The organism is Qipengyuania sp. ASV99 (assembly GCF_047872805.1).
GTDB lineage: Bacteria > Pseudomonadota > Alphaproteobacteria > Sphingomonadales > Sphingomonadaceae > Erythrobacter.
Window position 1 is genome coordinate 33,484 of the sequence record NZ_JBLQUK010000004.1, and the last position, 24,568, is coordinate 58,051.

Sequence of the window (24,568 nt, forward strand, 5' to 3'; positions counted from 1 at the left end):
AGTCACCCACCGCCATGGCCCTTCGCTCCGCTGGATCGCGCAGCGGGGAAGCTCGCCTGTTCATCCAGCGGATCGGAAATGTTGCCCACCCGCTTGTCCCATTCGATCCGATAGAGATCAAACCGGCGATCAGCGAGATTCTGCACCGTGCCTTCGGCGCGGGCCCATTGCAGATCGGCAAGGTTCACGTCGCTGATGGTGAGCGTTTCCACATTCTCCGATGCCTCGGCGGCGATACCGTCACGGGCAAAGGGGAAATCGCAAGGCGTGAGTATGCAGCTTTGTGCGTATTGGATGTCCATATTGGCGACGTTGGGCAAATTGCCGACATTACCGCTCATGACGACATAGCACTGGTTTTCGATTGCTCTGGCCTGCGCGCAATACCGCACTCGCATGTAGCCTTGTCGGCTGTCGGTGCAAAACGGCACGAAGATGATCCGCGCGCCTTCGTCGACCAGCCGCCGGGCAAGTTCGGGAAACTCGCTATCGTAGCAAATCAAAACGCCAATCGGGCCGCAATCGGTGGGAATGGCGTCAATGGTGTCGCCGCCCTTGATGTTCCACCAATAGGCTTCGTTGGGCGTGGGATGGATCTTTTCCTGCGCAAAGATTGATCCGTCGCGCAGGCAGACATAGGCGACATTGTGAATATCGCCGTCGGGCATCCGCGTCGGATGCGATCCGCCAATGATGTTGATGTTGTAGGACAGCGCCATTTCAGACAATCGCTGGCGAATGCGCGGGGTGTAATCACTTAAAGCTTCGATGGCCTCAATTGCACTGAGCTCGCGTTCTTCTGCGCTGAGCAGCATGAGCGTGAAAAGCTCTGGAAAAACGATGAAGTCACTTTCATAATCTGATGCAACATCAATGAAGTATTCCACATGCTTCATAAATTCATCAAAGTTTGAAACGGCCCGTGCCTGAAGCTGGCAGGTGGCAATCCGGACGCCTTCGACATCGCGCGGCAGGCGGTGCTTGGGCGGGGCATCGGCATCGACATAGGGGTTGCGCCACACCATACGAACCGCATTGCCGCGCGACGCTTTGTCCTCGGGCAGGTATTTGGGCAGCACCCCTGAAGGTTCGAACCCGTTGGCAAGCTGAAACCGCAAGACGGGATCGTGGACTTTGCCTTCAAGTATCAGGTCCAGATATTCTTGCGGGCTATCGGCCCGGTTGGACTTGCGCCGCTTCGCCCGCGCATAACCGGGCATCCGGCCGCCGAACACGATGCCGGTCAGGTCCAGCCGCTCTGCGAGCGCACGGCGTTCCTCGTATAGCCTGCGCCCAAGCCTTGTGCCCCGAACTTGCGGATCGACGCAGAGCTCATAGCCATAAAGCCAGTCGCCAGTCGGATCATGGCGCGAGCCAAAACCGTTGCCGGTTACCTCGTCCCAGGTGTGATCGGACAGGGCGACCCGCTCATCCAACCGCATCGAGGCGCAATAACCGACGATCTTGCCGTCCAGCTTGGCTACAAAGCAGCCCTCGGCGTAATTGTTGATCTGCCCGCGTATCTCGCCCTGAGTGTAGGCAGGCAGATCGTCATAGGCGCGCCGGACCAGATCACCGATGGCGCGCACATCCTTTAGCTTGGCCTGCCGGATTTCAAGCCGGGCCTGCGATCCGCTTGCCATGGCTTACGCGGCCTCCTTCGGGCTCATGCCCAGCTCTGCATTTCCTTTTCGAGGTTCTGCACGATTGCTTCAAAGAATTGCTCGGTCGTCAGCCAGTTCTGGCTTGGGCCAATCAGCAGCGCCAGATCCTTGGTCATCTTGCCGTCTTCGACCGTTTCGATGCAGACTCGTTCCAGCGTCTCGGCGAATTTGACCACATCGGGGGTGTCGTCGAACTTGCCGCGATAGATCAGCCCGCGCGTCCAGGCGAAGATGCTGGCAATCGGGTTGGTGGAGGTCGCCTTGCCCTGTTGATGCTGACGGTAATGGCGGGTGACAGTGCCATGCGCGGCTTCGGCTTCGATGGTCTTGCCATCGGGAGTCATCAGCACCGATGTCATCAGGCCCAATGAGCCAAAGCCCTGCGCCACGGTATCCGACTGCACATCGCCATCGTAATTCTTGCAGGCCCAGACGAATTTGCCCGACCATTTCAGCGCAGAGGCAACCATGTCGTCAATCAGGCGGTGTTCGTAAGTGATGCCCGCAGCTTCGAAACGGTCCTTGAATTCGGCCTGAAACACCTCTTCAAACAGATCCTTGAAACGGCCATCATAGGCTTTCATGATCGTGTTCTTGGTCGACAGATACACCGGCCATTTGCGGTCGAGCCCGTAATTCAGGCTGGCGCGGGCGAAATCGCGGATCGAATCGTCCAGATTGTACATCGCCATCGCTACCCCGGCGGATGGGTAGTCAAAAACATTGAGGTCGATTTCGGTGCCGTCATCGCCATGAAAGACCATTCGCAGCTTGCCGGGGCCGGGGATCAGCGTGTCGGTCGCGCGATATTGGTCGCCAAAGGCATGACGCCCGACCACGATCGGATCGGTCCAGCCCGGCACCAGCCGCGGCACATTGTCGATCACGATCGGTTCGCGGAACACCACCCCGCCAAGGATATTGCGGATTGTGCCGTTGGGCGATTTCCACATTTTCTTGAGGCTGAATTCCTCGACCCGCTGTTCATCGGGAGTGATCGTGGCGCATTTGACGCCGACGCCGTGCTCCTTGATCGCATTGGCCGCGTCGATAGTGATCTGATCGTCGGTTTCGTCGCGCTTCTCGATCGAGAGATCGTAATACTTCAGATCAATGTCGAGATAGGGCAGGATCAGCTGTTCACGGATCCATTGCCAGATGATCCGCGTCATCTCATCGCCGTCTAGTTCGACTACCGGGTTTTTGACCTGAATTTTCTGCATGGCTAGCGCCTCATCCCTTTGGAGTGAATGTACACAACAGCGATGTCTGATGTGATCCCAGAACCGGGCTCTAGCAGAGGCGCAGACGGGCGCAAGGGGAGGGGTGGCACGCGCCTTGCGGTCACAACCCTGACACACCTGACACACTGTCCAGAGAGTGAAATGCCAATGGCGAAAACTGCCCCCACGCCCCGTTTACTCAGAGGAATCGCAGCGCCATTCATAGCGGGCAGTTAATCGCAAATCAGCGCTGTAGGAAAGGCGCAAATCGGGCCAATGCGGGCACGGATTGCGGCGATGGTGGGCGTAGAGAGAGTTGAACTCCCGGCCCCTGCGATGTCAACACAGTGCTCTACCACTGAGCTATACGCCCACGCGTCGCCAAAAACCGCTTTGACCGGAGCAACGGGGCAGATGCTGCCTGCGCGGTCCCGATATGTCAAAGCGAAGCGGCGCGGTAGCGAAGCGCTGCGCTGTGTGCAAGCGATTCGCGCGCGCCTGTAGCAAATATCGTCAGACCGACGCCTGCCGCTGGTCTTCGAACACCCGTTCCACTTCGAGCACCAGATCGCGCAAGTGAAACGGCTTTGACAGCACCTTGGCATGCGGCTGTTCGCGGCTGGCGCGCAAGGATACGGCGGCAAAGCCGGTGATGAACATTACCTTGGTGCGTGGGCTGACCTCGCCGCAGCGCTGCGCCAGTTCGATCCCGTCCATTTCCGGCATGACGATGTCGGACAACAGCAGGTCGAAGGTTTCCCTTTCCAGCAAGGGCAAGGCATCGGTGCCCCGGTCCACGCTGCAAACCTCATACCCTGCATTGGTCAGGGCACGCTCCAGATAGGTGCGCATGGCTTCGTCATCTTCGGCAAGAAGGATTCGCGGGGCAGGGGTTGCTGTCATGACGGGCGTGATACAGGCTTTCGCTTAAGAAATCTTTCCCGGATTGCACGCCTGACCTGCTTTGAGACGCCGGCGCAGCGCACCCCGGCGCTTACGGCTTTGACTCAGGCGTCCAAACCGGGCAGCAAACCAGACTATGCCGAACCTCCCTCCAGAACCGCTTGCCTCGCCCGGAAGGCGTCCGGCGCATGGGATCGGCAACGGCGATCTGGTCTCCTTGCGCGGCGGTTCCATTGGCGGGAATGGCAACGGGCAGGGGGGGGACGCCGCCTTTGTCCATATTGCGCCGCGTTCCATGCCAATGCCGGTGTTGATCGCGGTTCCGCATGCAGGCCGCGCCTATCCGGGCGAGACGCTGGCGCAGATGCGCGACCCCGGGCTTAGCCAGCTGCGTCTGGAAGACCGCTACATTGATAAAGTGGCGGTAGAGATTGCCCGCGCGACCGGCACCGGCCTGCTGGTCGCGCATGCCCCGCGCGCCGTGCTCGATCTCAACCGCGCGGCCGATGATGTCGATTGGGACATGGTTGAACAGCCGCGTGCTGGTGCGGGCACGAATCGAAATGCCCGCAATCCGGCAGGCGCGACGCGAAACGGCAATGCCCGTGCGCGCAGCGGGCTGGGGCTGGTGCCGCGCCGTTTGCCGGGATTTGGCGAGATTTGGCGGAGCAAATTGCCGCGCGCTGAGCTCGTCCGGCGGATTGACTGCATTCATCGCCCCTATCACGAATTTCTGGAGCACGAACTGGCGCGCATCCGCGATGCATGGGGCGCGGCGCTGCTGATCGACCTGCATTCCATGCCGCCGCTGCGCCGCCAGAATGCGGGCAGCAATGGCGAAGAAGCCGCACCGCAAATTGTGCTGGGCGACCGGTTTGGCACGTCCTGCAATCATGCGGTGGTCGCCCGCGCCTTCCAGTATCTCGAAGCGCGCGGCTGCCCGGCGGCGCACAACCGGCCCTATTCGGGCGGCTATGTGCTGGACCGCCACGCCTCACCGGCGCGCGGCATACATGCGGTGCAAGTCGAAGTGTGCCGTGCTGCCTATCTTGATGATGCGCTGTCGCAGCCAACCGCTGCGGCGGGACCTTTGGCGAAGTTGTTGGCCGGGCTGGTGCGTGAATTGGGCGCAGAAACTGCGGGGCTGGGCGCGGGTGGTCAGTTGGCGCAGGCTGCGGAGTAACGTCGCACAGAAAAATGCCACCCCGTGCAGATCACCGATGGCGAGGCACGAGGTGGCCAGGTTCAGGGAGGGAAACGCCCCGGGGGCGAGGCGCTTCCGGCAGGCGGCCAATGAGGGGGCGACCACCTGCAAACCATACATAGGAAACGGGTCAGCCGCGTTCAAGACGCAGCTGACCCGCATTCATTTCCGTCGGTCAATCGCCAGTGCGGCGATGTTCGAAAGGCGATTTACACGGTGCCGTTCGGAACCGCAGGCGCTCCGGTGTTCTTGAGCGGAACCTTGCCTTGCAAGGATTGGCGTTCGAACAGCGTGCGCATCAGGTTCATCGAAAACAGATGCGCATGGATCAGCATCAACATGCCGTTCTTGTTGAGCGCTTCCACGGTTTCGGTGGGAATTTCGCGCAGCTTTTTCTCATCGACCATCTGGAACCCGCGATAGACGAATGGGGTGTCGGGCATGTCGTTGCGGGTGATCGCAATTTCGCCATCCATCAGAATGTCGAGTTTCTTGAGCTCGGTCAGGAAAGACCGGGTGCGCTGACCCGATTCTTCGAAACGCTTGCAGAAATCGAGCACGCTGTTGGTGTATTCGGTCGGATTGGTGCCATCGAACAGCGCCTGACCATCGGCGCTTTTGCCAACCACACCGGCGGTTGGGTCAAAGCACAGCGACATGTCATCGCTATCCTTGCTCAGCTTGGCCAGAATGAAGGGATAGCGGCGGATATAGGCGGGAACATACAGACCCGCTTCGAGCTTGCCATCATCAGCGATGTAGGTGTTGACCCCTTCGTTCAGGCCCATCAGCGCAATCGGTAGCGGGTTTTCACCGGCGGTGAACACGATCGGATAATCGCGCTGCGCATCGACAAATTCGTCCACTGTCAGCGGGATTGCGTGGGAGCTGGCGAGGAAACCGGCATCCTCGAAAGTGCCAACTTTCCAGTCCGCATGATCGCGGCTGTTGAGCGGAAGCAGGTCTTTATAAAACAGCGGAAGTTGCGGCTGCGGCGCGGTGGCCATGGGAATCTCTCCGAAGAATTGCGGCTGAAAACTGATGTCGTGCGGCGCGTTTACGGGGATCACAATTGCGCTCCCCCAACGCCGGATGGCGGCGCTTTAGGCGTTGATCCCGCACGGCGCAAGGCCGCTGCGGTTCAGGGCTGCGCAGCGGGGATCAATTTGCCCGGATTGAGTATGCCCAGCGGGTCGAGCGCTTGCTTTACGCTGCGCATGATCGACAGCGCCGCCGGATCGCCGAGCCGCCCCAGCTCATCGACCTTCATCTGCCCGATGCCATGTTCGGCGCTGATCGAACCTCCCCATTTGGTGACGAGGTCATGGACGCGCGCGCTGATCTGTTTGCCTTGCGTCTCCTCCCATTTGCCGGGAACCGCGCCAGGCGGGGCGAGCACGTGGAAATGGACATTGCCATCGCCAAGATGGCCAAAGGCGGCGGCGTGCGTGCCCGGAAACTCCTCTTCGATCGCGGGCGATGCGGCGAGGATAAACTCGGGCATCTGATCCACGGGCACCGAAATGTCGTGCTGCATCGCCGGGCCCAGCGCGCGTTCGGCGGCGGAGATCGAATCGCGCAAGGTCCAGAAATCTTCCGCCTGCCGTTCGTTGGCGGCAATCACTGCATCGCTCAGCAACCCTGCCTCAGCCGCATCCGCCAGCACGTTTTCGAGTCGTTCGCGCAAGGCGGCATCGTCGCCTTCCACGCCCACACATTCGATCAGCGCGTTCCAATCGTGCCGATTAGTCAGGGGTGCGCGCGCATCGGGAAGATGGGCCAGCACGCTGTCGAGGCAATGTGCGGGCACCACTTCGAACCCCTCCAACGTATCGCCCAGCGCCCGGTCCACCTGGCGCAGCAGGTTGCGCGCATTGGTGATCGAAGGCAGCCCGGCCCATGCCGTGACCCGGGCGCGCGGCGCGGGCAGCAACCGCAAAGTGGCCGCGGTGACGATCCCCAAGGTGCCCTCTGACCCGATCAGCAATTGTTTGAGATCGAAGCCGCGATTGTCTTTCTTGAGCACGGTCAGCGCATCGAACACCTGCCCATCGGCCAGCACCGCTTCGATCCCCAGCACCTGCGCGCGCATCGTGCCGTGGCGCAGCACCTGTGTGCCGCCCGCATTGGTTGAGATCAGCCCGCCGATGGTCGCCGAACCCTTGCCCCCCAACGTCAGCGGAAAGCGCATGCCCTCCGCTGCTGCCGCTTCGTGAAAGCTTTGCAGGATGACGCCCGCGTCGCAGATTGCTTGTCCGGTGTCGGGGTTGATGGTGCGGATGCTGTTCATCCGCCGCAGCGACAGCAGGATCGCCGCGCCACTGGCATCTGGGGTCGCGCCGCCCGCCATACCGCTGTTGCCGCCTTGCGGAACGATCGGAACGCGATGCGCGGCGCACAAATTGACAAGCGCGGCGACTTCGGCGGTCGAAGCGGGTGAGGCCAGCCCCCGCGCCCGCCCGGTGTAGCGTCCGCGCCAATCGGTCAGCCATGCCGACAAATCCTCAGGGTCGGTCGAAAACCCCTTTGGCCCCAGTAGATTGGCGGCCTCGGTCAGAAACGGATCGAGCTGGTTTGCGCTGTGAGTCATTGTTGCCCCTATGCCACACAGCGCCGCTAATGCGCCAGCACTTTGGCCCTATTCGCGTGTCTTGGGCGGTGCAGTTAAGCCAGCGTTCAATCGCTGCCGCTAGCTCTTGCACCCTGTTTCGTTGGGCATGACGCCCGCATTGCCCTTGGGAAGGACGCCCTGAACCCTCATGCCGAGCTTGCTCGCCCTTACTGCGCCGCTTGCCCTGATCCTGCCGCTGCTGGGTCATGGCGCGGCGCTTGCGCCGCGGCTGGCGGAGGGGGGTGGCAGTGCCGATGCACCGCGCGCTTCGGCACCCGATTACGATGTCCCGCCTGACGGGCCTTATTCGCCTGCCTTTCCCTCGGCACGCCCTGCGACCAGCCCGCTCGATGCGTTTTACGGCGGACAGGTTGCGCGGCAGGTCCGCATTGAACAGCGGGTGATTATTCGCATTTCACCGCAGCGCCCCAGCAACACCAACAGCCTGCTCGCGCGGCTGCCTCAGCGCGGGCTCAGCACAAGGTATGAAGAGCGCGAGATGGATCGCTGCTTGCCGGTCGGCCGGATTTCGGGGGTGCAGACCGGTACGGGCAACCGGCTGCTGTTGTTCTTGAACGACGACAGGATTGTCAGCGTCAATCTGGAACGCGCGTGCCGGGCGCGCGATTTCTACTCTGGTTTCTACGTTGAACGCAGCGACGATGGCCAGCTTTGCAGCGGGCGTGACGAACTGCAATCGCGCAGCGGGGCAAAGTGCGAAGTGCAGGCGATGCGGCAATTGGTCGCCGTCAACGATTGAGCCGTTTCGCTACCACGGATCAGCACAGGCCCGCGCACGGCATTTCTTGACTTTTCGGGCATTTTTGGCCAATCGCGGTTTCGCTGACCGCAGGATTTCGTGTGCGGCATAAAAACCGGCAGCCTACGCTGCCCCTTACCCGGACATTTCGAACCGTATGACATTCGCCGATCTCGGCCTCTCACCGGAATTGCTCAAGGCCGTCGAAGACGCGGGCTACAGCGAGCCGACGCCTATTCAGGCAGAGGCAATTCCCGCAATTCTGATGATGAAGGACCTGATTGGCATTGCGCAGACCGGCACGGGCAAGACTGCGAGTTTCGTGCTGCCGATGATCGATGTCATGGCCTCGGGTCGCCGCCGCGCCTTGATGCCGCGTTCGCTGATCCTTGAACCCACGCGCGAATTGGCCGCGCAGGTGGCTGAGAATTTCGAGAAATATGGCAAGAACCATGATCTGAAAATGGCGCTGCTGATCGGCGGCGTGCAGATGGGCGATCAGGTCAAGGCGCTGAACGAAGGCGTTGACGTGCTGATCGCGACGCCGGGCCGGTTGATGGATTTGTTCGAACGCGGCAAGATCCTGCTTAATGGCTGCGAATTGCTGGTCATTGATGAAGCGGACCGGATGCTCGACATGGGCTTCATTCCCGATATCGAGTTTATTTGTTCCAAACTTCCCGAAACCCGCCAGACCATGCTGTTTTCGGCGACCATGCCGCCGCCGATTGCCAAACTGGCCAAGACTTTCCTCAGCAATCCCAAACGGATCGAGGTCAGCCGCGCGGCATCGACCAATCAGAATATCACCGCCTTCAAAGTGCCGGTGAAATCGCGGCAAAAACGCGAAACGCTCCGCTGGCTGTTGCAAAATGATCAGGTGGAAACCGCGATTATCTTTGCCAACCGCAAGACCACCGTGCGCGAGATCAACAAATATCTGCAGCAGAGCGGGTTTTCGAGCAGCGAAATCCACGGCGATATGGACCAGTCGAGCCGGATCAAGGAGCTTGAACGGTTCAAATCGGGTGCTGTAAACATTCTGGTCGCCAGCGATGTTGCGGCGCGCGGGCTGGACGTCAAGGGCGTCTCCCACGTCTTCAATTACGACACGCCGTGGCACCCCGATGATTACGTTCACCGCGTTGGCCGCACCGGCCGGGCCGGAGCGCTGGGCCGCGCGTTCACCTTGGTCTCCGAAGAAGACGCTGAGGCAATCGGCAATGTCGAAAAGCTGACCGGCGACAAAATCAAGGTGTTCGGTAAAGCCGACGTCCGCGTTGAACTGATTGATCCGGGCGCGAGCAGCGGTTCGCAGGGTGATGAGGGCGACGAACCACGCGAAGCAAGGCCTCGCCGTGAAGAATCTTCCCGGAGAGACGAGCCCAAACGTGCCCGCAGAAGCAAGCGCAGCGATTCCAGCGATGCGGGCGAGCCCGCTCCGAAATCCACCCCGGATGCCGAAAAGCGACCCCGCAAAGCTCGCAGCGAACGCGCGCCAAGGTCGGCACCCAGGTCAGAAGATCGGAATGAGCGCGCGAACGATCAGCCCGACCGCCGCCCCCGCGCAAACGACGCCCCCCGCCACCGCAACGAAGACGACGAACCCGTCCCCGCAGGCGAGTGGAACGGCCCGAAACCGGGGTTCCTGGATTTGAGTCTGGGTTAAAGCGCGATTGAACGATTGCGGGAATAGGCCAGAAATATTCGAAAACACGCCCATCCCAGGCCCAATATTGCTCCAATCGTCATCGCCGCACCGAAATCAGGCTGATAAAGTAAGATCGTGCCTATCGACCCCCCAAACATTTGCGGGACCAGCCAGAGCAGTACAAAGGCGAGAATCGTCATCATAAGCAGCGGGAACCACACGCTGAACATTCCCGCTAAACTGGTCCGCTTGGCTCGCAGCGCGCGCCGCTTGATCCATGCGAACACCATCGCACCCAAGTAGAACAGCGGCAGCAGCATGACTGAAAGATAAGTCAGCTTCTGGACCCACCGCGTTCCTTCCCCTGCATAGGGCAGGTCCAGCGCCATAGCGGTGGTTCCGTTGCGCAAGGCAGTGCTTTCACCGAAACCGATCCCCCCGTTAGTGTTGACAAGCACGACAACGGCCTTTTGTGCGTCGGGCATCATGGTCGCCAACGCTTCGCTTCCCGGCACAAGCCCACCGTGAAATACTGTTCCTGCCTCGGCGTCGAGAAACCAGCCGAGTCCGTAAAAGGATGCTATATCGCTGGCCGGTGCCAGCATTCGCGTTTTCGTCGCTGCGCTGACGATATCGTCTTCGCCATTCATCATCACCGCGAGATAGGTGGCAAGGTCCGTTGCGCTGAGGAGTATCCCACCCGCGGGGGCGTTAAGGCGGGAATCGCCATGATCGTCGAACGGACGGTGCCCCCCAAACCATGGCCTGTGCCCGATGGCAGCACCCAGCTGCGCGGCCTCGTAAGCGAATTGGCCTGAGGGAAGGCCAAGCGGAGTGAAAATCCGATCCTTGATATAGGTTTCATATGCGGTGCCGCTGACCGCCTCAATCACCGCACCAAGCAATTGGTAATTCGCGTTCGAGTATTCCCAGCGCGTGCCGGGTGGATAGGCCGGACCTTGGGCGAAAAGACGCGCGGCGAGCGCGGCGAGAGTGGCAGGTTGAGTGCCGGATGCGTCATGCAGCGCGTTGCCTTGGACTGTTGAAAATCCGCTGGTGTGGCTGAGCAATTGCCGGAGGGTGATGGGCTGCGCTGAGGTTTCGCTCTTAATCTCCAGATAAAGGCTAGCCGGGGCGTCAAGGTCAACCTTTCCAGCTTCAACCAGTTGCATGATCGCAATCGCGGTAAAGCTCTTGGTGATCGAACCGATCCGGAATGGCGTTTTGGGCGATACGGGAATATCGCCGCCCGATTGGGTAATTCCCAACGCGGCAGATTGGGTGGCATTGCCGTCGATCACGGCATAAGCCGCTCCTGGAGCGCCCGATTCCTCCCATGCCTCAGCGGCAAAGGCATGAATCGCCGCCATTCGGGCATTGGCAGGCGCCGCGACGCCGAACAGCACGGCCAGTAGGATTAGAAAATACTTCATCGAGCTACCCACATGGCTCTCGCTCTATCCCACCACCGTCACAAAACTGTCGATCACGCGTTTTTCGCCTGCATCCTCAAACTGAATGGTCAGTTTGTTGCCTTCCTGATCGATCACGCAGCCGGTGCCGAATTTGGCGTGGTTGACCATGACGCCGATGGTGATGTCTGAACGGGGTTTGGCGGCGAAGCTGGCGGCGCTGCGGCCCGGTTCGGCGAGGCGCTTTTGCTGCGTTTCATAGCCGCTGGCGACCGCGCGCCGCCAACCGGGGCCGCGTGTCTCGGCGCGACCCGGACGGTCACGCGCGACATGGGCAAAGGGGTCTTCGTTTTCCGACCAGTTGGCCTGCCACAGCGATGCGCCGCCGGTCAGCGTGGTTTCCTGATCGATATGCTCCGGCGGCAATTCTTCGATAAACCGGCTGGGGATGCTGCTGGTCCACTGGCCGTAAATCCGCCGGTTCGCGGCGTGCAGGATGATGCAGCGCCGGCGCGCGCGGGTAATCGCGACATAGGCGAGGCGGCGCTCTTCTTCGAGCGATGCCAGCCCCCCTTCGTCAATCGCGCGCTGCGAAGGGAACACGCCTTCTTCCCAGCCGACGCAGAACACATGGTCGAATTCGAGCCCCTTGGCGGCGTGGATGGTCATGATCGTGATGGTTTCCTCCGCATCGCTGCGGTCATTGTCCATCACCAGGCTGACATGTTCGAGGAAATCGCCGAGTGTTTCGTAATCCTCCATCGCGCGCGCGAGTTCGGAGAGGTTTTCGGCGCGTCCGGCGCTTTCGGCGCTGCGATCCTTGGCGAGCATGTCGTTATACCCGCTCTCATCCAGCACAAGCCGCTGCAGGTCGGCGGGCGACATCACCTCCGCCGCTTCGCGCCAGGCCAGGAACAGCCGCAGCAGCCCGCCAATCGTATTCGCCGCGCGCGCGGGCAATTCGTCGCTATCGGCCAGTTGCAGCGCCGCCGCCGCCAGTGGCAAGTTCACCGCGCGCGCATGGCTGTGCATTTTTTCGAGCGTCTTTGAGCCGAGCCCGCGTTTGGGCTGATTGTAGATCCGTTCAAACGCCAGATCATCCTGCGGCTGAGCAATGACCCGAAGATAGGCGAGCGCGTCGCGGATTTCTGCTCGCTCGTAGAACCGAAAGCCGCCGATGATGCGGTAATTGATCCCGATCTGGATAAAGCGGTCTTCGAATTCGCGGGTCTGATATTGCGCGCGTACAAGGATTGCGACCCGGTCCAGCGGCGCGCCTTCGCGCTCAAGCCGCTCGATCTCTTCGCCCACGCGCCGCGCCTCTTCGGGGGCGTCCCACACGCCGATGACCCGGACTTTGTCACCGCCATTGACCTCGGTCCAGAGCGTCTTTTCATGGCGCTGGCTGTTGGCGCGGATCAACCCCGATGCTGCGCCAAGGATATGCGGAGTGGAGCGGTAATTCTGTTCCAGCCGGACCACATGCGTTCCGGGAAAATCCTTTTCAAACCGCAGGATATTGGCGACCTCTGCGCCGCGCCACGAATAGATCGATTGATCATCATCGCCCACAACGCAGATGTTCTTATGCGCCTGCGCCAGCAGTCTGAGCCACAGATACTGGACCGCATTGGTATCCTGATATTCGTCGACAAGGATATATTTGAAGCGCTGCTGATATTCGGCAAGCACGTCGCCATGCGCGCGGAAGATGTTGAGCATATGCAGCATCAGATCACCGAAATCGCAGGCGTTGAGCGCCTTCATCCGGTCCTGATACAACTGATACAGCGCCGCGCCGCGCCCGTTGGCATAGGCTTCGCTTTCGCCTGCATCGAGGTCAGCGGGGTTCAGCCCGCGGTTCTTCCAGCGGTCGATAAGCCCCGCCAGCTGGCGCGCAGGCCAACGTTTTTCATCCAGATCATTTTCATTGATAAGCTGCTTGAGCAGCCGCAGTTGATCATCGGTGTCAATGATCGTGTAATTGCTCTGCAAACCCGCCAGTTCGGCATGACGGCGCAGCATTTTCGCACAGATCGAATGGAACGTGCCGAGCCACGGAATCCCCTCTGCGCCCGCACCCAGATGCCGGGCAACGCGCTCCCGCATTTCGCGCGCGGCTTTGTTGGTGAAGGTGACGCAGAGGATTTGCGAGGGATAGGCGCGCCGGGTCGCCACCAGATGCGCCAGCCGCGCGGTCAGCGCCGCAGTCTTGCCCGTACCTGCTCCCGCCAGCATCAGCACCGGGCCTTCGGTCGTCAGCACCGCCTCACGCTGCGGCGGGTTGAGCTGCGCGGCATAGGCGGGGACATTGGCGTCGGGGCCGGGTGAATGGGTGGCAGGTTTGGTCATAGATGAGCGGAACAGATATAGAACATAAATTGGTCACGCAAGGTCGCATATTTGCCGGTTGAATGCATCAGGCGCGCCTTGGTCGTCCCCCAAAATCGCCTTGGCCCGTTTCTGCAACAGCGCTCGCTAATCCGTGTGAGGTCCGGGACGTGCAGCGGGCCGGGCGCTTCGCATCGGCATAATATCGATGTAAATCAGACATATCCGATGTGCCAAGCAATCAGCCTTCGGATCGTGATGCGTTCGTTCAAATCCGGGGGTGAACACAAGGGTAATGTCCCGAAGGAGAATTCCATGCGTAAATCCCACATGCATCTTGCCGCTATTGCGATCGTAACAGTCGGATTCGTTGCCGCATCGCCCGGAGCGTCAGCCAATCCCGGCGCGCTCGCGGCGATCGCTCAGACCTCACCAGACCTGACCGCCGAGCAACAGGCCGAGTTTGACGGTTGGACCGCCGAGCAACAGGCTGCCTATCGGATATGGCCCGCTGAGACGCAGGCCTATTACTGGGAATTGTCAGCGCAAAGGCAAGGGTTGTTCTGGAGGCTGACCGATCAGGACAAGGTTGCGCTTACCTTAATGACCGGGCCCGAACGCGATACGGCATGGACCCGCATTGAGGCCCGCGCATCGGGCAATCCCGAGACGAATTGACCGGCCCAATCCAATGACCGGTGGCGGGTAACAAGGGTAAAACGCCAGCGCCCGTTATTATGCTGGTTCGCAGGCAGGCTCGCGCCGAAACAGCGTGAGCCTGCCTTTGCCCACCTTGCGCGAGGTTTCGATGGTGAGACCGGCGATCTCCGGCTCTTCGTTGAACGCGGTTTCAAGCGCGATCCAGGTTGCATCCCCGATCCAGCCGAGACGGAGCAAGCGGTCCAGCGCCACTTCGCCCGCGCCCGTGCGATAGGGCGGGTCGAGCATGATAAGGTCGAGCGGTTCGCGCGCGGCGCGCAGTCCCATCACCGATCCGCTCTCAATCGCGGTGCGCATTCCAGCATCCAGCGCGGCCACGTTGCTGCGGATGGTTGAAGCTGCATCCCGGTCCTGTTCGACGAACAGGCAATGCGCCGCGCCGCGCGACAAGGCTTCGAGCCCCAGCGCCCCTGAGCCGGCAAACAGGTCCGCAACCCGCAGTTCTTCAAAACTGCCGAGCCGGCTGGTGAGCATCGAAAATAACGTTTCACGCGTGCGGTCGGCGGTCGGGCGGGTCGCGTCGCCCTTTGGCGAGGTTAGCTTGCGCCCGCGCCACTCGCCCGAAATGATCCGCATCAGCCCGCGCTTTCCGGCTTGCGGCCGCGTTTCAGCGTGCTGACAAATTTGTCGAGATCACCCTTGCGGATACGCACTGCCTGTCCGCGCGGCAGATCAGCGAGTTCGAAGGGACCATAGGAGGTGCGGATCAGTCGGTTCACCTTGAGCCCGAGATATTCCAGCACGCGGCGCACTTCGCGGTTCTTGCCTTCGGTGATGGTCATCTCGATCCACTGGTTTTTTACGCCCTGACCGCTCGCGCCGCGTTCCAGATTGGCGTTGATTGACCCATAGCGCACGCCGTCGATCTCCACCCCCTCGATCAGTCCTTCAAGTTGTTCCTGCGACACCCCCCCAAACGCGCGCGCGCGGTAGGTGCGCGGAATACCCGAGGATGGCAGTTCCATCATCCGTTTCAATTCGCCGTCATTGGTAAGCAGCAACAGCCCTTCGGTGTTGAGATCGAGTCGCCCGATTGGCATCAGCCGCGGCATATCCTTGGGCAGGGCATTGGCCAGCGCATCGTAAATCGTCGCCCGGCCCGAAAAATCGCGCTCTGCGGTGAGCAGGCCGGTGGGTTTGTGAAACGCGTAAAGCTGCGAAGGTTCGGGCGGGCCAACCGGCTTGCCATCAACGCTCACCCCCTTGAGGCTGGCGAGGAAGGTCGCCGGAGTTTCCACCGGATTGCCGTTCAGCGTGATCCGCCCATCGGCAATCATCCGTTCGATCTCGCGGCGGCTGGCGACGCCGGCGCGGGCGAGCAATTTGGCAATGCGGTCGCCTTCGGGGCGGTCTTCTGATTGTTTGGGATTGGTGGGCATGGAGCGCGCCTTAGGCGTTCAGCGCGTCCTGCACAATCGCGTCGAACCGCGCGATCCCGCCTTCGAGCGTGCCGAGCGTGATTTCGTTCACCGCGCCGCTTTCAAGCCCCTGTTGGCCCAGTTCGGCAGCGCGGAAATCCTCAGAGGCGAACACGCCGCCATCCAGCAGGTTCCAGCTGCGCTCCCAGTGATCGTGCGCCTTGTCTGTCGCGGGCGCTTCGGGGATCAGCATGAAATCCTCGACCAGAGTCAAATTATGTGCCTGCGGCATCAGCACCATCACATTCACGTAATCGGGGCTGGGAACGATCACGGTTCCGGGGAGCAATTGATAGGCGAAGGTAACGACGCGGCGCATCGCGGTCATATTGCTGAAATCGATGCCCTCCATTTCCTCCAGCCGTCCGACGGCGGAGCGCATATGCGGCCCGATCGAATCGCCACTGGTGATCCCGTCCTTGAAAAACGGTCCGATGGTCTTCGCGTGCAGGCGGGTGACATGATAGCTTTCAAGAAAAGCGTCCATGATCAGTTTCCAATTGCCTTTGACCGTGTGCGTCTTGCGCCGAAACAGGTGCGCATCAGGCATTCCGAAAGCGGCGAAGTCTTCGCCCAAGGTGGTCGCCTCGGAGAAATCGGCATTTTTGTTCGGTGAGAACCAGATCAGCCCGCCCGCCTCGACGCTTGGCAATTCGGCAAGACCATGGTCGCGCTTGTCCATGCCGGGAAAGGTTTCGGGGCGGGGCAGGGCAAGCAGCTTGCCATCAAGCCGGTAAGTCCAGGCGTGATAGGGGCAGACCAGCCGCTTGGCGCATTGCACCTCCTCCCCTTCGACGAGCCGGGTGCCGCGATGCTTGCACACGTTGAGGAACACATGCGCCTTGCCATCGGCATCGCGGGTGATCAGGAGCGGCCGTCCGGTGGCGTCGTGAGGGACCGCCATGCCGGGATTGGGCAACAGCGCAGAGGGCGCGATGACCTGCGGCAACCGCCCGAACAATCCGGCCTTTTCCCGCTCGAAATGCGCCGGGTCGGTGTAACGGCTGACGGGCACGCTTTCGATCCGGTCTGTGACGCGCGTCTTGCCTTCACGGATCGCCTCGGCCAGCGCGAGTTGACCCGGCGTGGCGCGCAAGTGGGGTAAATCTGTAGTGGCTGCGTTCATCGCGGCTTTCCTATTCCTGCCATCCGTGCGTAGTGTTGCACGAAATTTGCCGATTACAAAAGGACATGGGAGCATGAACGAGGTTGGGGCAGCCGCAGAGCGGAACCTGTGGGGCGCGATCAAACCCTATCTCGAAAAGGAATCGCTGGCGGCGTTCTTTCTCGGCGTGTCCTCTGGCTTTCCCTATGCGTTGATCGGCGCGACTTTGACCTCTCGACTGGCACAGGACGGGATCGACAAGAAAACCGTTACGGCTTTCACCTTGGTGTTCCTTGCGTATAATTTCAAATTCCTTTGGGCGTGGGTCATTGATGGGGTGCGCTTGCCGGTAATCGGACGGCTGGGACAGCGTGTGTCATGGATGCTGCTGACCGGGGTGCTGGTGATTGCGGCGGTGTCAAATCTGGCAATGGTCGATCCCGCGGCGAATATCGGCTGGGTCGCTACCTCTGCGATCCTTGTCGGGATAGCCGGGGCGACATTTGATATTGTCATTGATGCTTACCGGATTGAAACGCTGAAACCCGAACAACTTGGCGTTGGATCGGGGATGACCCAATATGGCTGGCGGATCGGGGCAGCGGCGGCGGGCGCGCTGGCGCTGGTGCTGGCAGCGCGAGTGGGATGGGAGATCGCCTATATCGCCTGCGCGGCGTTCGCATTGCCTGCGATGCTGACCGCGCTGGTGATGGGAGAACCGGCAAGACGGCAAATCCCGGCGCGAACCAAGGGCGTGCGCGAGGCGTTTCGCGCCATCTATGGCCCCTTCACTGAATTCTTCATGCGCAAGGGTGCGCTGTTGGTGCTGCTGTTCATCCTGTTGCACAAGATCGGCGACACACTGGCGAACCTGACAGCGCGGCTGCTGCTCGACGACAAGGGATATTCGAACGATGAGATCGCCATTTACGATGTCGGCGTCGGGTTCTGGGCGTTTCTGATCGGGATTTTCGTGGGCGGGGTGCTCTATTCGCGGCTCGGGATGAAACGGTCGGTGCTGCTCAGCCTTGTGCTGATGGGGGTGTCGAACCTCAGCTTTGCGCTGCTTGCGGCGGTGGACAAGACCAATCTGGGGTTGGCGGCGACCTTCACCTTTGAGAATTTCGCCAGCGGTATCGGCGGAGTGACCGTCGTGGCGTATTTCGCTGCGCTCACTGACCTGCGCTTCACCGCGTCGCAATATGCGCTGATCTCGGCGGCAGCGAGCATCGTCGGGCGAGTGCTGACCGGGACCACGGCAGGTGCGCTGGTGGAGGCGTTTGGCTATGTGAATTTCTACCTGTTCACCACGGCGGCGGCGCTGCCGGGGATCGTATTGTTCTGGCTGATGATGCGCGCCGGGTTGATCGACGCCTCGATCGGCACGGCGGGCACCGAACCCGCGCCGGAGAGCGGTTAGTCAGGCACTTCATCGTTCAGCCGCAATGCCTCGCCCGCGAGGTAGAGCGATCCGGCGATCAGGATAGGGTAGCCGTCGTCGGGCATGTTGAGCAGGGCGTCTTCAAGATTGCTCGCGGTGCGGGCATCTGGTCCAAATGCTTCGACCGGGTGCGACGGATGGCCCGGCACGGGGACGACCGTCAGCGTACGAACCCGATCGCCCAGCGGGCCAATGATTGCGCCGGGTTCCTTGCCTTCGATCATCCCGATCACGAGATGCAGTGACTGCGTATCATCCGGCAAGGCATCGGCGATGACCTGACCGGCGCTGGGGTTATGACCGCCGTCCAGAATGACTTTCGGACTGGATGTGAGCGCAGTCAGCGGCCCTTCGCCAAGCGTTTGCAGGCGGGCAGGCCACTTGGCGCTCAGGATGCCAGCTTTTGTTGCGGTGATCGAAACTGGAATCTTGTCCTGCGACTTGATCATTGCGATGGCGAGTGCAGCGTTGCGCGCCTGATGTGCGCCGGGAATCATCGGGAATGGGAAGTCCTGTCCAACACCAGATTCGGAGTAATCGAACATGTAGAGGCGACCGCCCTCGGCTGAGTCGCAAATCCAGCCATGGCCAAACTCCGACAGCGGTGCGCCAACCGGCCCCGCAACATCATGGATCGCGGCCTGCGCTTCGCTGGGGTAGAGGGTGCCGAGGGTCACCAGCGGCACGCCGCGCTTTGCGATCCCCGCCTTTTCAAACGCGATCCGCGCCATCGGCTCAGTCGGCACCCCTTCCTCTGGTGCCAGCAGGAAGCGTTCGTGATCCAGCCCCAGCGCCGCGATCCCGCAGGCCGCCAGCACGTCAGGCTCCAGTACGTTGGTCGCATCAAACCGCCCACCCATGCCAACCTCGACCACGCAGGCATCCGCCGGGGTGCGGCTGAAGGCGAGGAACGCGGCGGCGATAGTGACTTCGAAGAAGCTGGGGGCGAGGTCAGCGCCCGTATCCAGCACCTCCTCAAGCAGGTCGGCCAGCGGACCGTCTTCGATCAGCCTGCCTGCCAGCCGGATCCGTTCGTTGTAGCGCACCAGATGCGGCGAGGTGGTGACGTGGACGCGGTATCCTTCGGCCTCCAGCATCGCCCTCAGGAAAGCGCAGGTCGAACCCTTGCCATTGGTCCCCGCAACGTGGAAAACCGGGGGCAATCTGCGGTGCGGATTGCCGAGCCGCCCCATCATTGCGCGGATCGTGTCGAGGCCCAAGCGGCCCTGCGGCACGCTAAGCGCGCTCAGCCGATCAAGCTGAGCCTGCACCGCCGGGTCGTCAGAATGGCCGAAATCGAGCGACTTCACGGCAAGTCAGCGGATTACGCAGCCTTGCTCGGCGCGAGATAATCCAGCACATTTGCCAGCGTCGCTTTCAACTCACGTCGTGGCACAACCATATCGACCATGCCGTGTTTGTGCAGATATTCAGCGCGCTGGAACCCTTCGGGCAATTGCTCTCGGATTGTGTCCTGGATCACGCGCTGCCCCGCAAATCCGATCAGCGCGCCGGGTTCGGCAATGTGGATATCGCCGAGCATGGCATAGCTGGCGGTGACCCCTCCGGTCGTCGGGTCGGTCAGCACGACAATATAGGGCAGGCCCGCCGCTTTCAGCCGCCGGGTCATGACCGTCGCGCGCGGCATCTGCATCAGGCTGAGAATCCCCTCTTGCATCCGCGCGCCACCCGCTGCGGTGACGACGACATAGGGGCACTTGCGGGTTAGCGCGCGCTCTGCCCCGGCGCAAAAAGCCATGCCGACCGCCATGCCCATCGACCCGCCCATGAAGCTGAAATCCTGCACCCCGACGACTGCCTTGTGGCCGTCAATCGTGCCGGAGCCGACCACAAAGGCATCGTCATGCGGGTTTGCGGCACGCGCGGCCTTTATCCGGTCGCTGTATTTCTTGGTGTCCTTGAATTTCAGCGGGTCCTCTTCGACCTGCGGCTGCGGCAAGAGCTCGAACCCGGCATCGAGCAACAGCGCGAGGCGCGCATCCGCGCCAATCCGTCCGTGATATTCGCAGCGCGGGCAGACGCTGAGGTTTTCCTCATATTCGGCAACGAACAGCATTTCCTGACAGCTCTTGCATTTGATCCAGAGATCTTTCTCGGTGCTTTTCTTGTCGGCGCTGAAACCGAGCGAATTGCGGACGCGGGTGAACCAGTTCATTGTGCGGTCTCCTGTCGGGCGGCGTGGACGGCTGCAGCGAGCGCGGACGTCAACTCCCTTAGCTTGGCAGGAGCCTCTGCGCCATATTCGCCGACAATTTCCACCAATGCTGAGCCGACCACGACGCCATCTGCGACCTTGGCAATGGCGGCGGCCTGCTCTGGCGTGCGCACGCCGAAACCGACCGCGACGGGCAGATCGGTCGAAGCCTTCAATTGCGCCACGGCTTCCTCGATGCTGGCCTGCACGGCCTGCTGCTTGCCGGTGATCCCGGCGACCGAGACGTAGTAGATGAACCCGGCTGAGCCTTCGAGCACCTGCGGCAGGCGCGCGGCATCGGTGGTGGGGGTGGCGAGGCGGATCGGGGCGATGCCGTGCGCGCGCAAAGCTGGGCCGAGCGCGTCGTCTTCTTCTGGCGGGATATCGACGCAAATGACGCCGTCCACGCCCGCAGCGGCTGCGGCCTCGGCGAACCACTCCGGCCCGCGCCGCACCATCGGGTTGGCATAGCCCATCAGCACCAACGGCACGTTAGAGTGCCGGGCGCGAAAGGTGCTGGCGTAGCGCAGCACATCTGCGGTGGTCGTGCCTGCGCCGAGGCTCCGCAAGTTGGCGGCCTGAATCGCGGGGCCATCGGCCATCGGATCGGTGAAGGGCATGCCCAATTCGATCACATCCGCGCCGCCTTCCACCAGCGCATCGAGATTGGCCGCCGTGTCGCCATCGCCTGCGGTGATGAAGCAGACGAGCGCGGGGCGGGAGGCGGCGAAGGTGGTGGAGAGGCGGGTCATTTTGGGTGATTCTTCCAGCGCCGTAAATCCATAAGCGCGAGTATTGGCGATGCCAGAGTTACTCCGATCAAACCGCTTTTTGCCGCTTCCCAGCTGAAAGCACCATCTTTGAAATAGGTTACAGCAATGATCGTGAGCCAGAGCAGGATGAGATAAAGAGCCAGTTGCTTGATAAGATAGCCAAAGGAGGTCAAAGCTCCACCCCCAGCTTTTCCGCCACCGTAAAAATATCCTTATCCCCGCGCCCGCACAGATTCATCAGCACGATGCTGTCCTTGGGCATGGTCGGCGCGACCTTCGCCACAGCGGCAATCGCGTGAGCAGGCTCGAGCGCGGGAATGATCCCCTCGGTCCTGCAGAGCAGCTGGAAGCCCTCGAGAGCCTCGTCGTCGGTGACGGCAGTGTAATCGACGCGGCCTGATTCCTTCAGCCATGCGTGCTCTGGCCCAATACCGGGGTAGTCCAACCCTGCGCTGATCGAGTGGCCTTCGGTGATCTGGCCGTCCTCGTCCTGCAACAGATAGGTGCGGTTGCCGTGGAGCACGCCGGGCGATCCGCCGAGCAGGCTGGCGGCGTGTTGGTCACCGTCGAGGCCGTGGCCTGCCGCTTCGACACCGAGCATCTTTACGTCGGCATCGTCGAGGAACGGGTGAAACAGCCCCAGCGCATTCGACCCGCCGCCAATGCAGGCGACCAGCAGGTCAGGGAGGCGGCCCACGCGGTCCAGCATCTGCGCGCGGGCTTCCTTGCCGATCACGCTCTGGAAGTTGCGCACCATCTCCGGGTAGGGGTGCGGACCTGCGGCGGTGCCGATGATGTAGAAGGTGTCGTGGACATTCGCGACCCAGTCGCGCAGCCCCTCGTTCATCGCGTCCTTGAGCGTCGCCCCGCCGCTCGTGACGGGGATCACCTCGGCGCCGAGCAGCTTCATGCGGAACACGTTGGGCGATTGGCGCTTCACGTCCTCTGCCCCCATATAGATCACGCAAGGCAGGCCGAAGCGCGCGCAAACCGTAGCGGTCGCCACCCCGTGCTGCCCTGCGCCGGTCTCGGCGATGATGCGGGTCTTGCCCATCCGCATCGCCAGCAGGATCTGCCCGATGCAATTGTTGATCTTGTGCGCGCCGGTGTGATTGAGCTCGTCGCGCTTGAACCACACCTGCGCGCCCCCGAGTTCCTCGGTAAGGCGCGGCGCGAAATAGAGCGGGCTGGGGCGACCGACGTAATGCTCGAGCAGATCGTCGAACTCGGCCTGAAACGCCGGGTCGGCCCGCGCTTTGCGGTATTCACGCTCCAGATCCAGCACCAGCGGCATCAGCGTTTCGGCGACATAGCGCCCGCCGAACTGGCCGAAATGGCCGCGTTCGTCTGGTTGGGTGCGGAAGGAGTTAGGGTGCGTGTTCATAGCCGCGCGGCTTTGCAGAAGGCGGCGATTTTGTCCACGTCCTTGATACCGGGCGCGCTCTCGACCCCCGAAGATGTATCGACCAGCGGCGCACCAGTCAGTCTGATCGCGTCAGCGACATTGGCGGCGGTGAGCCCCCCTGCGAGGCCCCACGGCAGCGCGCCATTGTAGAGGCGGAGCAGCGACCAGTCGAATTGGTGCCCCATGCCGCCGGGCATCATTCCTTTGGGAGTCTTGGCATCGAACAGAATAAAATCTGCTGCCTGCGCGTAAAGATCGGCGCGCACGACATCCTCCGCACTTTCCACGCTCAGCACTTTCCACAGGGGCAAACCAAACCGCGCCCGAACCTCCGCCGCGCGTTCAGGGGTTTCGTGGCCGTGGAGCTGGATCGCATCGAGCTTTCCTGCGACCACTGCCAAGCTCAACAACTCGTCATCGGCATCGACGAACACGCCCGCCTTTCGGATCGCCGTGCCAGCAACATCGGCCAGCCGCGCTGCGATGTCGGATGAGACAAAGCGCGGGGATGGGCGATAGAAATTGAGCCCGCACCATTCGGCCCCGGCGGTGATCGACGCGCGGATCGCTTCAGGGCTGGAAACCCCGCAGATCTTGATCTGGGCAGCCATCGTCTAACCAGCCATTGTCTAAAGCGTCGCTTCGATCGCCCGTGCGGCTGCGACCGGGTCCTCTGCGCGGCTGATCGGGCGACCGATCACCAGCACGCTCGCGCCATCGTCGCGTGCTTGGCGCGGGGTGACAGTGCGTTTCTGGTCGCCCGTTTGCGAACCGGCAGGGCGCAGGCCGGGGACGACGAAAAATCCGTCTTTCCATTGGCGGCGCACCTGCTTCACTTCTTGCCCCGAACAGACAATACCATCCAGCCCGGCGGTGTGTGCGAGTTCGGCCAGCCGCAAGACGTGATCGTGCGGCGTCCCGCCAACTCCGGTGCGCGCCAGATCGGTTTCATCGAGGCTGGTTAGCATGGTTACGCCCACCACCTTGCAGCCTTCCGCTGCCGCCGCCTTGGCATCTTCCATCATTGCGCGTCCGCCGCTGGCATGGACGGTCACAATCCGCGGTTCATAGAGATGCACCGCTTGCATCGCGCTGGCGACGGTGTTGGGGATATCGTGAAATTTGAGGTCGAGGAAGACTGGCAGCCCCATATGCGCAATTTCGCGGACCCCGTGGGGACCATGCGCGCAGTAAAATTCCAGCCCGAGCTTTACCCCGCCGATATGCGATTTCACCTTTTCGATGAGCGCCTTGGCAGGTTCGATTTGCGGAACATCCAGTGCGAGATAGATGGGATTGCTCATGCTTCGGGGCGGTCCGGGTTGGGCTGCGATGGCGCAAGGTTGTTTTCGCTATCCGCCGCATTATCCTCCGGCCTGTCCACAGGCTGCTGAGCCGGTTCTGCCGTGCGCGGTTCGTGCCGATGCGCCAGCGCGGTGGATTTGATCGACGCCTCCAGACTGCGGATACGGCGCCCAAGGCTCCATTTGACGCTGCGGTGATACAGCCAGAGCGGCACCAGCCCCAGCAGGAAAGCGACAATCACCAGCACGGGAATCTTGGTTTCCAGCACCAGATTTTCCCACAGGTTCACTTCGACCGTATCCCAATTGAAGAAGGAAAAAGTCAAAATCCCGAACAGGATCAGGACCCAGATAATGGTGCGTATAATCTGCACTGGTTTCGACCCCCTCTTGGTCATTCTTCAATGGACAGAATCCTAGGGCTTTTG

At 61.5% G+C, this 24,568-nt stretch carries 23 protein-coding genes and 1 tRNA gene; 5 read left to right on the top strand and 19 right to left on the bottom strand.

Features of this window, described 5'->3' with window-relative positions:
* Positions 1–2: 2 nt before the first annotated feature.
* From ACM64M_RS06675 to cpdR, 4 genes are all read right to left on the bottom strand, one after another.
* On the bottom strand, positions 3–1,643 hold the full coding sequence (locus ACM64M_RS06675) for a GNAT family N-acetyltransferase (RefSeq protein ID WP_416227897.1): 1,641 nt from the start codon (positions 1,641–1,643) through the stop codon (positions 3–5).
* A gap of 23 nt (positions 1,644–1,666) precedes the next feature.
* Positions 1,667–2,887, bottom strand: a complete 1,221-nt coding sequence (locus ACM64M_RS06680; RefSeq protein WP_416227898.1) for an NADP-dependent isocitrate dehydrogenase — start codon at positions 2,885–2,887, stop codon at positions 1,667–1,669.
* Between the two features lie 298 nt (positions 2,888–3,185).
* Positions 3,186–3,260, bottom strand: a tRNA-Val gene (locus ACM64M_RS06685).
* Positions 3,261–3,400: 140 nt separating this feature from the next.
* Positions 3,401–3,790, bottom strand: a complete 390-nt coding sequence (gene cpdR, locus ACM64M_RS06690; RefSeq protein ID WP_416227899.1) for a cell cycle two-component system response regulator CpdR — start codon at positions 3,788–3,790, stop codon at positions 3,401–3,403.
* Positions 3,791–3,926: 136 nt separating this feature from the next.
* On the opposite strand from cpdR, the gene ACM64M_RS06695 reads away from it, so the two are divergent.
* A complete protein-coding gene (locus tag ACM64M_RS06695) occupies positions 3,927–4,973 on the top strand; it encodes an N-formylglutamate amidohydrolase (RefSeq protein ID WP_416227900.1) in 1,047 nt (348 codons plus the stop codon).
* A 230-nt stretch (positions 4,974–5,203) separates the two neighbouring features.
* On the opposite strand, the gene ACM64M_RS06700 is transcribed toward ACM64M_RS06695, so the two are convergent.
* Both ACM64M_RS06700 and ACM64M_RS06705 read right to left on the bottom strand, forming a co-directional pair.
* Entirely contained in the window at positions 5,204–6,001 is a 798-nt protein-coding gene (locus ACM64M_RS06700) for a SapC family protein (RefSeq protein ID WP_416228059.1), read from the bottom strand.
* A 134-nt stretch (positions 6,002–6,135) separates the two neighbouring features.
* Positions 6,136–7,584 (bottom strand): FAD-binding oxidoreductase, encoded by a 1,449-nt coding sequence (locus ACM64M_RS06705; protein WP_416227901.1) that lies wholly within the window; start codon positions 7,582–7,584, stop codon positions 6,136–6,138.
* 169 nt (positions 7,585–7,753) lie between these two features.
* On the opposite strand from ACM64M_RS06705, the gene ACM64M_RS06710 reads away from it, so the two are divergent.
* Together ACM64M_RS06710 and ACM64M_RS06715 are read left to right on the top strand one after the other, a co-directional pair.
* Positions 7,754–8,365 (top strand): hypothetical protein, encoded by a 612-nt coding sequence (locus ACM64M_RS06710; RefSeq protein ID WP_416227902.1) that lies wholly within the window; start codon positions 7,754–7,756, stop codon positions 8,363–8,365.
* A 157-nt stretch (positions 8,366–8,522) separates the two neighbouring features.
* Positions 8,523–10,034: a DEAD/DEAH box helicase gene (locus tag ACM64M_RS06715; RefSeq protein WP_416227903.1), complete on the top strand. Its 1,512-nt coding sequence runs from the start codon at positions 8,523–8,525 to the stop codon at positions 10,032–10,034.
* Here the strand turns inward: ACM64M_RS06715 and ACM64M_RS06720 are convergent.
* Together ACM64M_RS06720 and ACM64M_RS06725 are read right to left on the bottom strand one after the other, a co-directional pair.
* The gene (locus ACM64M_RS06720; RefSeq protein ID WP_416227904.1) at positions 10,031–11,449 is read right to left on the bottom strand and encodes a serine hydrolase domain-containing protein; all 1,419 of its coding nucleotides are present in this window, start codon (positions 11,447–11,449) and stop codon (positions 10,031–10,033) included. The two genes, ACM64M_RS06715 and ACM64M_RS06720, sit on opposite strands and share 4 nt — an antisense overlap.
* A 24-nt stretch (positions 11,450–11,473) precedes the next feature.
* Positions 11,474–13,780, bottom strand: a complete 2,307-nt coding sequence (locus ACM64M_RS06725) for an ATP-dependent helicase (protein ID WP_416227905.1) — start codon at positions 13,778–13,780, stop codon at positions 11,474–11,476.
* Between the two features lie 294 nt (positions 13,781–14,074).
* Between ACM64M_RS06725 and ACM64M_RS06730 the strand changes: the two genes are divergently transcribed.
* Complete coding sequence (locus tag ACM64M_RS06730; RefSeq protein ID WP_416227906.1) at positions 14,075–14,437, top strand: hypothetical protein; 363 nt, start codon at positions 14,075–14,077, stop codon at positions 14,435–14,437.
* Between the two features lie 57 nt (positions 14,438–14,494).
* Here the strand turns inward: ACM64M_RS06730 and rsmD are convergent, their stop codons facing one another.
* Genes rsmD through ACM64M_RS06745 form a run of 3 tightly spaced genes read right to left on the bottom strand, consistent with a single transcriptional unit; the run spans position 14,495 to position 17,023 of the window.
* Positions 14,495–15,055, bottom strand: a complete 561-nt coding sequence (rsmD, locus tag ACM64M_RS06735) for a 16S rRNA (guanine(966)-N(2))-methyltransferase RsmD (RefSeq protein WP_416227907.1) — start codon at positions 15,053–15,055, stop codon at positions 14,495–14,497.
* Positions 15,055–15,858, bottom strand: a complete 804-nt coding sequence (locus ACM64M_RS06740) for a pseudouridine synthase (protein WP_416227908.1) — start codon at positions 15,856–15,858, stop codon at positions 15,055–15,057. Before ACM64M_RS06740 ends, rsmD begins: the two co-directional genes overlap by 1 nt.
* Before the next feature lie 10 nt (positions 15,859–15,868).
* Entirely contained in the window at positions 15,869–17,023 is a 1,155-nt protein-coding gene (locus ACM64M_RS06745) for an aromatic ring-hydroxylating oxygenase subunit alpha (protein ID WP_416227909.1), read from the bottom strand.
* Positions 17,024–17,096: 73 nt separating this feature from the next.
* On the opposite strand from ACM64M_RS06745, the gene ACM64M_RS06750 reads away from it, so the two are divergent.
* Entirely contained in the window at positions 17,097–18,422 is a 1,326-nt protein-coding gene (locus ACM64M_RS06750) for an AmpG family muropeptide MFS transporter (protein WP_416227910.1), read from the top strand.
* Here the strand turns inward: ACM64M_RS06750 and ACM64M_RS06755 are convergent.
* The 8 genes from ACM64M_RS06755 to ACM64M_RS06790 are packed head-to-tail and all read right to left on the bottom strand — an operon-like array spanning position 18,419 to position 24,514.
* Positions 18,419–19,753 (bottom strand): bifunctional folylpolyglutamate synthase/dihydrofolate synthase, encoded by a 1,335-nt coding sequence (locus tag ACM64M_RS06755; RefSeq protein WP_416227911.1) that lies wholly within the window; start codon positions 19,751–19,753, stop codon positions 18,419–18,421. The two genes, ACM64M_RS06750 and ACM64M_RS06755, sit on opposite strands and share 4 nt — an antisense overlap.
* Positions 19,754–19,767: 14 nt before the next feature.
* Positions 19,768–20,619, bottom strand: a complete 852-nt coding sequence (gene accD / locus ACM64M_RS06760; protein WP_416227912.1) for an acetyl-CoA carboxylase, carboxyltransferase subunit beta — start codon at positions 20,617–20,619, stop codon at positions 19,768–19,770.
* Positions 20,616–21,410, bottom strand: a complete 795-nt coding sequence (gene trpA, locus ACM64M_RS06765) for a tryptophan synthase subunit alpha (RefSeq protein ID WP_416227913.1) — start codon at positions 21,408–21,410, stop codon at positions 20,616–20,618. The genes accD and trpA overlap by 4 nt, the downstream gene beginning before the upstream one ends.
* On the bottom strand, positions 21,407–21,604 hold the full coding sequence (locus tag ACM64M_RS06770; protein ID WP_416227914.1) for a hypothetical protein: 198 nt from the start codon (positions 21,602–21,604) through the stop codon (positions 21,407–21,409). Before ACM64M_RS06770 ends, trpA begins: the two co-directional genes overlap by 4 nt.
* Positions 21,601–22,815: a tryptophan synthase subunit beta gene (trpB, locus tag ACM64M_RS06775; protein WP_416227915.1), complete on the bottom strand. Its 1,215-nt coding sequence runs from the start codon at positions 22,813–22,815 to the stop codon at positions 21,601–21,603. Before trpB ends, ACM64M_RS06770 begins: the two co-directional genes overlap by 4 nt.
* A complete protein-coding gene (locus ACM64M_RS06780; protein WP_416227916.1) occupies positions 22,812–23,447 on the bottom strand; it encodes a phosphoribosylanthranilate isomerase in 636 nt (211 codons plus the stop codon). Before ACM64M_RS06780 ends, trpB begins: the two co-directional genes overlap by 4 nt.
* Before the next feature lie 18 nt (positions 23,448–23,465).
* Positions 23,466–24,140, bottom strand: a complete 675-nt coding sequence (gene pyrF, locus ACM64M_RS06785; protein ID WP_416227917.1) for an orotidine-5'-phosphate decarboxylase — start codon at positions 24,138–24,140, stop codon at positions 23,466–23,468.
* Positions 24,137–24,514: a LapA family protein gene (locus ACM64M_RS06790; protein ID WP_416227918.1), complete on the bottom strand. Its 378-nt coding sequence runs from the start codon at positions 24,512–24,514 to the stop codon at positions 24,137–24,139. Before ACM64M_RS06790 ends, pyrF begins: the two co-directional genes overlap by 4 nt.
* Positions 24,515–24,568: the final 54 nt, after the last annotated feature.

Coding starts and splice junctions, on each gene's coding strand:
- ACM64M_RS06680 (WP_416227898.1), bottom strand. CDS start 2,887: ATGCAGAAAATTCAGGTCAAAAACCCGGTAGTCGAACTAGACGGCGAT.
- ACM64M_RS06715 (WP_416227903.1), top strand. CDS start 8,523: ATGACATTCGCCGATCTCGGCCTCTCACCGGAATTGCTCAAGGCCGTC.
- trpB (WP_416227915.1), bottom strand. CDS start 22,815: ATGAACACGCACCCTAACTCCTTCCGCACCCAACCAGACGAACGCGGC.
- ACM64M_RS06740 (WP_416227908.1), bottom strand. CDS start 15,858: ATGCCCACCAATCCCAAACAATCAGAAGACCGCCCCGAAGGCGACCGC.
- cpdR (WP_416227899.1), bottom strand. CDS start 3,790: ATGACAGCAACCCCTGCCCCGCGAATCCTTCTTGCCGAAGATGACGAA.
- ACM64M_RS06720 (WP_416227904.1), bottom strand. CDS start 11,449: ATGAAGTATTTTCTAATCCTACTGGCCGTGCTGTTCGGCGTCGCGGCG.
- ACM64M_RS06675 (WP_416227897.1), bottom strand. CDS start 1,643: ATGGCAAGCGGATCGCAGGCCCGGCTTGAAATCCGGCAGGCCAAGCTA.
- pyrF (WP_416227917.1), bottom strand. CDS start 24,140: ATGAGCAATCCCATCTATCTCGCACTGGATGTTCCGCAAATCGAACCT.
- ACM64M_RS06730 (WP_416227906.1), top strand. CDS start 14,075: ATGCGTAAATCCCACATGCATCTTGCCGCTATTGCGATCGTAACAGTC.
- trpA (WP_416227913.1), bottom strand. CDS start 21,410: ATGACCCGCCTCTCCACCACCTTCGCCGCCTCCCGCCCCGCGCTCGTC.
- ACM64M_RS06710 (WP_416227902.1), top strand. CDS start 7,754: ATGCCGAGCTTGCTCGCCCTTACTGCGCCGCTTGCCCTGATCCTGCCG.
- ACM64M_RS06700 (WP_416228059.1), bottom strand. CDS start 6,001: ATGGCCACCGCGCCGCAGCCGCAACTTCCGCTGTTTTATAAAGACCTG.
- ACM64M_RS06725 (WP_416227905.1), bottom strand. CDS start 13,780: ATGACCAAACCTGCCACCCATTCACCCGGCCCCGACGCCAATGTCCCC.
- ACM64M_RS06780 (WP_416227916.1), bottom strand. CDS start 23,447: ATGGCTGCCCAGATCAAGATCTGCGGGGTTTCCAGCCCTGAAGCGATC.
- accD (WP_416227912.1), bottom strand. CDS start 20,619: ATGAACTGGTTCACCCGCGTCCGCAATTCGCTCGGTTTCAGCGCCGAC.
- rsmD (WP_416227907.1), bottom strand. CDS start 15,055: ATGCGGATCATTTCGGGCGAGTGGCGCGGGCGCAAGCTAACCTCGCCA.
- ACM64M_RS06750 (WP_416227910.1), top strand. CDS start 17,097: ATGAACGAGGTTGGGGCAGCCGCAGAGCGGAACCTGTGGGGCGCGATC.
- ACM64M_RS06705 (WP_416227901.1), bottom strand. CDS start 7,584: ATGACTCACAGCGCAAACCAGCTCGATCCGTTTCTGACCGAGGCCGCC.
- ACM64M_RS06745 (WP_416227909.1), bottom strand. CDS start 17,023: ATGAACGCAGCCACTACAGATTTACCCCACTTGCGCGCCACGCCGGGT.
- ACM64M_RS06695 (WP_416227900.1), top strand. CDS start 3,927: ATGCCGAACCTCCCTCCAGAACCGCTTGCCTCGCCCGGAAGGCGTCCG.